This window comes from Pluralibacter sp. (genome assembly GCF_019237635.1).
In the GTDB taxonomy this organism is placed as follows: Bacteria; Pseudomonadota; Gammaproteobacteria; order Enterobacterales; family Enterobacteriaceae; genus Enterobacter_B.
Genome location: NZ_JAFAGS010000080.1, coordinates 1 through 7,569, shown reverse-complemented (window position 1 = coordinate 7,569; position 7,569 = coordinate 1). Strand labels below are relative to the sequence as shown.

Sequence of the window (7,569 nt, the reverse complement as noted above, 5' to 3'; positions counted from 1 at the left end):
TTACGCCCCTGCACGGCCTTAAAGCGGGGGTTGCTTTTACAAATGACGTATAAGCGTCCTTTGCGTTTTACTATCTGGCAGTCCGGGTGGCGCTGCTTTGCGCTGCGTAGCGAGTTGAGTACCTGCATCCTTAACCTCGTTTTGCATCAATAAAGCCGCCAAAACGCTGGCGGAAACGCGCCGCGCTCGTATCGTGGAACACCACAGTACGGTAATGAGGGTGAATATCCGGTTTCATGCTGATCTTTATATATATGTTATAACATAACAATAAAAATACGCTGTTATCGATAAAAGATCAACCATGGCGTAAATGCGGGCTAATTCACGATATCTTTCAGAGGTTTTTCTACAATCGCGTATAATTGCCTTACCTATGCGGCTTCAGCACTGAAAGGATACAGGACCATGACGAGTAAAAAGATGGTCAGCCTGGTGATAGGTGTGCTGATTTTATCCGTTTTACTTCCTGTCATACTCAGCGTCTGGCTGGCGCACTATCAGGCAGAAAAGGATTTTATCAACGACCTTAACACCTACGGCGAACGCGTTATCATGCGCACAAAACGGGTCGTCGATCAGGCAAAAACAGCACTGGTGGAGATTGATGCCTACAAAGGAACGCCCTGTACCGAAGACCACCTGAAAGCCATGCGGCAAATCGCTTATGTTCAGCGCTATGTACAGGAAGTCATCTGGCTCGACGGTCTGAAGCCCCTGTGCTCTTCGATGGAAAGCAAAAGCACTCAAATACAGTTCTCCCCTCCCACCCGCACGACACACGACGGCTACCGGCTCTGGCTTACCAGCGAAAACGATCTCGGCATCAAGCACAATATGGTGGCCCTCGCCAGCAAGCACCATATGGTGATGATCGATCCGAATTCCTTTGCCGACGTTATCTCTTTTAGCTCGTGGACTATCCACGTCGCGTTGATCGCCATCGACAGTAAGAAAGTGATTTCCGACAACCGTGATTTCGATCTGGCGCTCTGGCAGCAGGCGCAACGGGAAGGTGATGAATCACTGATTAAAAATGGCAACCTGTATGATTTTCGCAACTATCCCGACCTCGGCATTTCCCTGGTTATCTGGGCCTCGACGAAACCGCTGACGGCAAGCTGGCATCGGCAGTTGCTTATCTGGCTGCCAGTGGGGATCCTCATTAGCCTGGCGGGCGCCTGGCTTATCGTCAGAGAGCTACGCAGGTTGCAGTCGCCTTATTACAACATGCTTGACGCGATCAATGACCGGGTGATTGAGGTCTATTACCAGCCGATCGTTTTACTGTCGACGGGAAAAATTGTCGGCGCGGAAGCGCTGGCCCGCTGGCGCCAGTCGGACGGTACGTTCCTCTCACCCGACATGTTTGTGCCGCTGGCCGAAGAGACCGGGCTGATTACACGTCTTACCCAGCTGGTTATTGAGAAGACGTTTGACGATCTTGGCCCCTGGCTGAACTGCCACCCGGAGCAGCATATCTCGATCAACCTCTATCCGGATGATTTAACGTCGACCGTACTGCCCACGGTCATCGCTGGCAGACTCCAGCAGTGGCGCCTTTCGCCGTCGCAAATTGCTCTCGAACTGACCGAACGCAGCATGGTCGATCCCAAAAGCAGCGCCCAGGCGCTCGACGCCTACCGCAAAGCAGGTCACGCCATTTATATCGACGATTTTGGCACCGGCTATTCCAGCCTCAGCTACCTGCAGGATCTGGATGTTGACCTGATCAAAATTGATAAGACTTTCGTTGATGCACTGGAATTCAAACACCTGACATCGCACATTATCGGCATGGCGAAGGCGTTGGATCTCGCCATTGTGGCGGAAGGCATTGAAACCGAATCCCAGCGCGAATGGCTGAACCGCCACGGCGTGCAGTACGGACAGGGGTGGTTATACAGCAAGGCGCTGCCAAAAGGCGACTTTATCTTCTGGGCGGAAGATAATCTGCGCAAATCCTGAAGCGCCGAAATGAAACCGGCTGGCGGGCACGCCGCACAGCCGGGGCGACTACTCATCAAGGATGGGTGCGAAACCGCCGTAGATCATCCGCTTACCATCAAACGGCATACTGTCTCCCATCTCTTTCATTCGCGGGTCGGCCATCATTTTCTCGTTGGCCTTATCGCGCACCTCCTTCGACGGGTACTCAATCCAGCTGAAAACCACCTCTTCGTGTTCTTCCGCTTTCACCGCCATGCGAAAGTCGGTCAGCGTACCGCCAGGCACATCGTCAGCCCAGCATTCCACGATGCGGGTCGCTCCAAACTCTTTAAACAGAGGCGCCGCTTTTGCCGCCAGCGCAAGATAGGCCTCCTTATTTTCCGCTGGCACGGCAACGACAAAACCATCAACATACTTCATGAGAATAACCTCCGAAGTGAAACGCGCGGCCAGCGTTTCTGGCCGCATCTGCCGTTGGTAAGTTTAGTCGCGACACCACCTGAACGCATAACGCAGGCGCCGCTGCGCCAGCAGAAACTCATCCGAAACGCTCGGGCTCCACGAGTCGTCACCGCCTACGCCCATGTGGAATGCGTCAAGGTTCAGCCAGCAGCCCGGCTCCTCGCGCAGCAGATGGTGATGCGTCGTTTCATGCAACTGCTGTTGGCTGTAGCGGCTGAGGCTGAAATGGAAATCCCCCTGCCAACCGTGGTCGCCGTAGCGCAACTCGCGTGTTTCACAGCGCAGCCCATTTTCACTGGGGAAAATGTAGGGCGTGTGCAACTCAGCCAGCGGCAGCGTCCAGCGTCCCTGCCGGGCAGCGAGCTTGCGGTCAGGGTAATTCTCGTGCGGCCCCAGGCCTGACCAGCTCGCCTGGGGCGATTCAGCCGCCAGCTGACACTGAATGCCGATACGCGCGGGCGGCGGGGCATCCTGCGCCACGGTCACGTCAATATCGGCATGCAGTTCGTCCTGCCCGTCGATTCGCCAGCGTTTATCGGAAATAAACAGCACCCGGCGTTGATGCTCCCAGACATGACGCGTGGTCACCACCACCTCGTTTCCCTGCACCTGCGCCTGGGCATGCACTAGCCGCGGCGACATCGCATACATCCCCGCCGCCTTCCAGCGCTCCACCCAGGCGTCAGGATCGATACGGCTCGCCTCGCTGATGCCGATATCGTTATCAAGCGGCGCGCGGGTGAAGTTATCGATAACCGGCGACAGCAGCGCAGGCACGCCGTCGCGCCACCACTGTGTCAGATGGCCGCTGCGCCGACAGAACGACCAGCGCTGCGCTCCATGCTCAACGATAAACGCCGTGTCGTTCTCCGTAAGCTTCGCAGCGCTTCCGGGCGCAGGCCAGTCAGATACCGTCAGCGGCAGCGCAATCGGCCACTGGTCCCAGGCGCAAAGGTGGTTGGCGTCCGACCACGCCGTCGCCTCCGGTTGCCGAACCTCGACGTTCAGCCACATCTCGCGCCCCCTGACCGTGGCCGGAATCTCGCCCAACACCCGTAATTCAACGCTGTCGGGCGCCATCGCCAGCGCGCATTCACCTTCTGCCACCGTCAGGCCGTCGCACGCCAGCCACCAGCGCAGGCGTTCGTTATCGCTATGGCGGAACAGATACTCGCTGGTCACCTCAACGGTTAGCGGCGACGCGCTGGTCAGGCGAAACTGGAAAAACTGCTGGGCGCGCTGCGCCTCATACAGCGCCGGGTGCGGCGTACGGTCAGGAAATACCAGGCCGTTCATACAGAACTGGCGATCGTTTGGCGTATCGCCAAAATCACCGCCATAGGCCCAAAACACGTTGCCATCGGCATCGGTTTTGCTCAACGCCTGATCGACCCAGTCCCAGACAAAACCGCCCTGTAACCGGGGATACGCGCGAAACGCCTGCCAGTATTTGGCGAATCCGCCAAAGCTGTTGCCCATCGCATGGGCGTATTCGCACAGAATCAGCGGCCGGTTTTCTCCCGGCAAGCCGATCCACTTTTTCAGCGACCACTTCGACACCGCCGGGAAAGGCTGATCCTTATCAACGCGCGCATACATCGGACACACAATATCGGTGGCCACCGTATTCGCGCCGCCGCCCTCATACTGCACCGGGCGCGAAGGGTCAGTGGTTTTCAGCCAGCGGTAGAGAGCGTCGTGGTTCGCCCCGTGGCCGGACTCATTTCCCAGCGACCAGATAATAATCGACGGGTGGTTTCTGTCCCGGGCCACCATGCGGGTAACCCGCTCGCTCATCGCGGGCAGCCAGCATGGGTCATCAGCCAGACGGCTCATCGGCACCATACCGTGGGTTTCAATATTGGCCTCATCCACTACATACAGGCCGTAACGGTCACACAATCGGTACCACAGAGGATGGTTAGGATAGTGGGAACAGCGCACCGCGTTGAAGTTATGCTGTTTCATCAATGTGATATCGCGGATCATCGTCGCTTCATCAACGGTCTGTCCTGTATCCGGATGATGCTCATGACGGTTGACGCCGCGGATCAGCAACGCTTTACCGTTGAGCATCAGCAGGCCATCGACAATAGCCACCTCGCGAAAGCCCACATCACAGGCTTCGCATTCCAGCGTCTGCCCACGCTCATCCGCCAGCGTTAGGGTAAGGCGATACAGATTCGGCGCCTCCGCGCTCCACAGCGCCGGGCGCTCTACCGGGAGCGTCAGGGTTAACCGTTCCGCCCAACTGCCGCGCTCATCCACAATGTCGCTGCCGGGGCGCTGCCGCTGGCGGGCCACTTCCTGACCGTCGCGCCACAGCGCCGCGTCAACCTCCGTCCCGGCAACATTCGGCCCTTCCAGTCGTACGCAGACCACCAGCTCTCCCCGTGTATACCCATGCTGCAGCCGGGTCGTCAGGTGATAATCGCCAATTCGCGTATCAGGCTTATGCAGCAGCGAGACATCGCGGAAAATCCCGCTCATTCGCCACATATCCTGGTCTTCCAGATAACTGCCGTCGCACCAGCGCAGCACCATCACCGCCAGCCGGTTTTCTCCCGGTTGCAGCGCCTCGCTGAGATCGAATTCCGCCGGTAAGCGGCTGTCCTGCGAATAGCCTATCCAGCGCCCGTTGCACCACAGATGGAAGGCGGCGTTGACGCCATCAAAGACAATCCGCGTTTGCCCACTCGCCAGCCACTGCGCATCAACCTCAAACTGGCGGGAGTAGCAGCCGGTCGGGTTTTGCGCAGGCACCGTTGGCGGGGTGACTGCAATGGGATAGGTCACGTTGGTGTAAATCGGCGTATCAAACCCCTGCATCTGCCAGTTGGCGGGGACCGGCATCGCCACCGCCTCCGGCAGATCTTCGCAACGCCAGCGCTCTGGCACCGTTTCCGGCGAGGGATAAAAGCAAAAACGCCATTCGCCGTTAAGCAGCCTGCACGCGGTAGACGACTCTTCGTCCCGCGCGGCGATGGGCGTGCGCCAGCTGTGCATCGGCGCATGGGCATCCAGCCGATGCCAGTGGGTCACGCCCGAATGTTCCCAGTCGCGGCGGGCCAGTATTGCCGCCAGAGATGACGCGTCAGATTTCATGGGGATTCCTTACTTGCGAAGCGCTCACAATTTAACTCAGCATGCCTGCGGTATTCGGTCCGGTAAAGGTTGCCGATCGCAGGAAGCGAGAAGGATCACAAAGCGGTTAGCGAAGATCGCCGCGCGCGGCCTGGCAAGCCAGCGCCTGCAGGCGTCGGGCAAGGTCGTCGTCTGTCGTCTCGGCGTGGGGCGCAGTGGAGTATCGCACCACCAGGGTGACCGGCAGGCAAACCTGGTAACACGTGACGCTATGGCGATCGCGGGCGATCAGCCAGTCGACGCTCTGCTCGCCGGCATGACGAAACGCCTGACGGACGGTGGTCAGCGGAGGGGAAAACCAGGCGCTGTCGGTCGTATCGTCGTAGCCCACTACTGACAGTTGTCCCGGCACGCGGACCCCTTTCTCCGCGCAAGCGCGTAGCACGCCCAGCGCCATTTGATCGTTAGCCACCAGAATCGCCTGCGGGCGCGGCGATGCGGCAAGCAGACTGTGGGCTTTCTCATAGCCCGACTGAGCGCTCCAGTCGCCGACGGCCTGGGCGCAAGCCGTGAGCCCACCTTCCGCCAGCGCCTGTTGCCAGCCTTCGAGCCGCGCGCGGGCGGAAACCGAACTTAATGGCCCGGCGAGCAGCGCAATATGCTGATGCCCCAGCGCCATCAGATGCGATACGCCAAGCCGCGATCCCTGGCGGGCGTCAAACACCAACCGGTTGACCGGCGCTGACTCCCCGACATCGAGAAACAGCGTTGGGCGCGGCGCCGCCAGCGCCTGCAGACGCGCAGCGGCATCGTCCTCCAGCGGCACATTGATAAGCAACCCTTCCACGCGCTGCGCCTGCAGCTCCTGAATTGCCGCCCGGCACTCCGCCTCATCGTTACGGGTCACCATGGCGATAAGGACCGTATAGCCCTGCTCCGCGGCGCGCGTCTTCACCGCAGAGGCAATCTGCGACGGCGCATGCAGCGCGAGATCGGTGCTCACCAGCCCCAGCGTTTTCAACTGCTTTCCGGCCAACAGCTGCGCGCCGCGGTTAGGCACATAGTTCATGTCAGCCATCGCCTGCTGCACCTTCTCCCGGGTACGGGCGGAAACATGTTCAGCCTGGTTAATGACCCGGGAAACCGTCTGGTAAGAAACACCTGCCGCGCGCGCAACATCATAAAGGGTTGTGGTTTTCATCATCACACAGGTCTAAGAACAGATGTCGCCAGTATAGCCCGACTTGCCTCACCAGATTGTGAGCGCTTCATAAAAATCATTCACGCTTCCACCTTACCGCTTTCGGTGCAGAGGGTTGGCCGTTGGCGAAACCAGGGCAAACAAATTTGGATAAGCGGGCCTATCGCCAGCGCATATAACACCGTACCCGGCCCAAAGGTTCCACCCAGCAGACAGCCGACGATCAGTACCGAGACTTCGATGCTGGTGCGAATCATCCGCAGCGACCAACCCGTTCTGGCGTGAAGGCCGGTCATCAGGCCGTCGCGCGGCCCGGCGCCAAAGCCGGCGCCAATGTACATTCCCGTCGCCAGCGCGTTCACCACCACGGCCGCCGCCAGCAGCGCGCTGCGCACCCACAGCGATTCCAGCGTCGGCAGCACCGCAAGCGTAGCATCGGCGGCCAGCCCCAGCACAATCACGTTGCTCAATGTCCCAAGCCCCGGTCGCTGGCGTAGCGGAATCCACAAAAGCAGCACCAGCGCGCCGGTCACGATCATGACCATACCGATGTTCATCGACAGCAGTCGGGCGACGCCAAGATGGAAAACGTTCCACGGGTCGGCGCCGAGATCGGCACGGACAAACATCGCAGTAGACACACCGTATAAACACAATCCGACATACAGCTGAATCAGACGTCGCAGCACGAGAACCTCACATCATCATTGCCTAAAACGTCATCATCATCAAAAATGGACTTATATTTAATAACCAGTTTCAGGAAAGTGGACTGTTATGAATACACGCCGTTCCGGAAGTCAGTCGCTGGTGCGCCTGTTAGGGCACTGGCAGGAAGAGAATGCCCGCACGCCGCTATGGCGACAGCTGGC

7 protein-coding genes are annotated in these 7,569 nt (G+C 58.8%); 1 reads left to right on the top strand and 6 read right to left on the bottom strand.

Features of this window, described 5'->3' with window-relative positions:
• Positions 1-128, bottom strand: a 128-nt coding sequence (ykgO, locus tag JO226_RS09605) for a type B 50S ribosomal protein L36 (protein WP_293548168.1), incomplete at its 3' end; no start/stop codon positions are given.
• Between the two features lie 2 nt (positions 129-130).
• A complete protein-coding gene (locus JO226_RS09600) occupies positions 131-238 on the bottom strand; it encodes a 50S ribosomal protein L31 (protein ID WP_293548163.1) in 108 nt (35 codons plus the stop codon).
• Positions 239-408: 170 nt separating this feature from the next.
• On the opposite strand from JO226_RS09600, the gene JO226_RS09595 reads away from it, so the two are divergent.
• Positions 409-1,968, top strand: coding sequence for an EAL domain-containing protein (locus JO226_RS09595; RefSeq protein WP_293548160.1), 1,560 nt, complete (start codon positions 409-411; stop codon positions 1,966-1,968).
• A 48-nt stretch (positions 1,969-2,016) separates the two neighbouring features.
• Here JO226_RS09595 and JO226_RS09590 read toward each other — a convergent pair whose 3' ends face one another.
• The 4 genes from JO226_RS09590 to JO226_RS09575 form a co-directional block, all read right to left on the bottom strand.
• Positions 2,017-2,370 carry a DUF1428 family protein gene (locus tag JO226_RS09590; protein ID WP_293548157.1) on the bottom strand — a complete coding sequence of 118 codons (354 nt, stop codon included), beginning with the start codon at positions 2,368-2,370 and terminating at the stop codon, positions 2,017-2,019.
• Positions 2,371-2,433: 63 nt separating this feature from the next.
• A complete protein-coding gene (locus JO226_RS09585; protein WP_293548154.1) occupies positions 2,434-5,517 on the bottom strand; it encodes a beta-galactosidase in 3,084 nt (1,027 codons plus the stop codon).
• A gap of 106 nt (positions 5,518-5,623) precedes the next feature.
• Positions 5,624-6,697 carry a LacI family DNA-binding transcriptional regulator gene (locus JO226_RS09580; RefSeq protein ID WP_293548165.1) on the bottom strand — a complete coding sequence of 358 codons (1,074 nt, stop codon included), beginning with the start codon at positions 6,695-6,697 and terminating at the stop codon, positions 5,624-5,626.
• 80 nt (positions 6,698-6,777) lie between these two features.
• Positions 6,778-7,386, bottom strand: coding sequence for a hypothetical protein (locus tag JO226_RS09575; protein ID WP_293548151.1), 609 nt, complete (start codon positions 7,384-7,386; stop codon positions 6,778-6,780).
• Positions 7,387-7,569 lie beyond the last annotated feature (183 nt).

What these genes read in the sequence shown, in the direction of transcription:
- JO226_RS09590 (WP_293548157.1), bottom strand. Translation starts at nt 2,370, where the DNA reads ATGAAGTATGTTGATGGTTTTGTCGTTGCCGTGCCAGCGGAAAATAAG.
- JO226_RS09600 (WP_293548163.1), bottom strand. Translation starts at nt 238, where the DNA reads ATGAAACCGGATATTCACCCTCATTACCGTACTGTGGTGTTCCACGAT.
- JO226_RS09585 (WP_293548154.1), bottom strand. Translation starts at nt 5,517, where the DNA reads ATGAAATCTGACGCGTCATCTCTGGCGGCAATACTGGCCCGCCGCGAC.
- JO226_RS09580 (WP_293548165.1), bottom strand. Translation starts at nt 6,697, where the DNA reads ATGAAAACCACAACCCTTTATGATGTTGCGCGCGCGGCAGGTGTTTCT.
- JO226_RS09595 (WP_293548160.1), top strand. Translation starts at nt 409, where the DNA reads ATGACGAGTAAAAAGATGGTCAGCCTGGTGATAGGTGTGCTGATTTTA.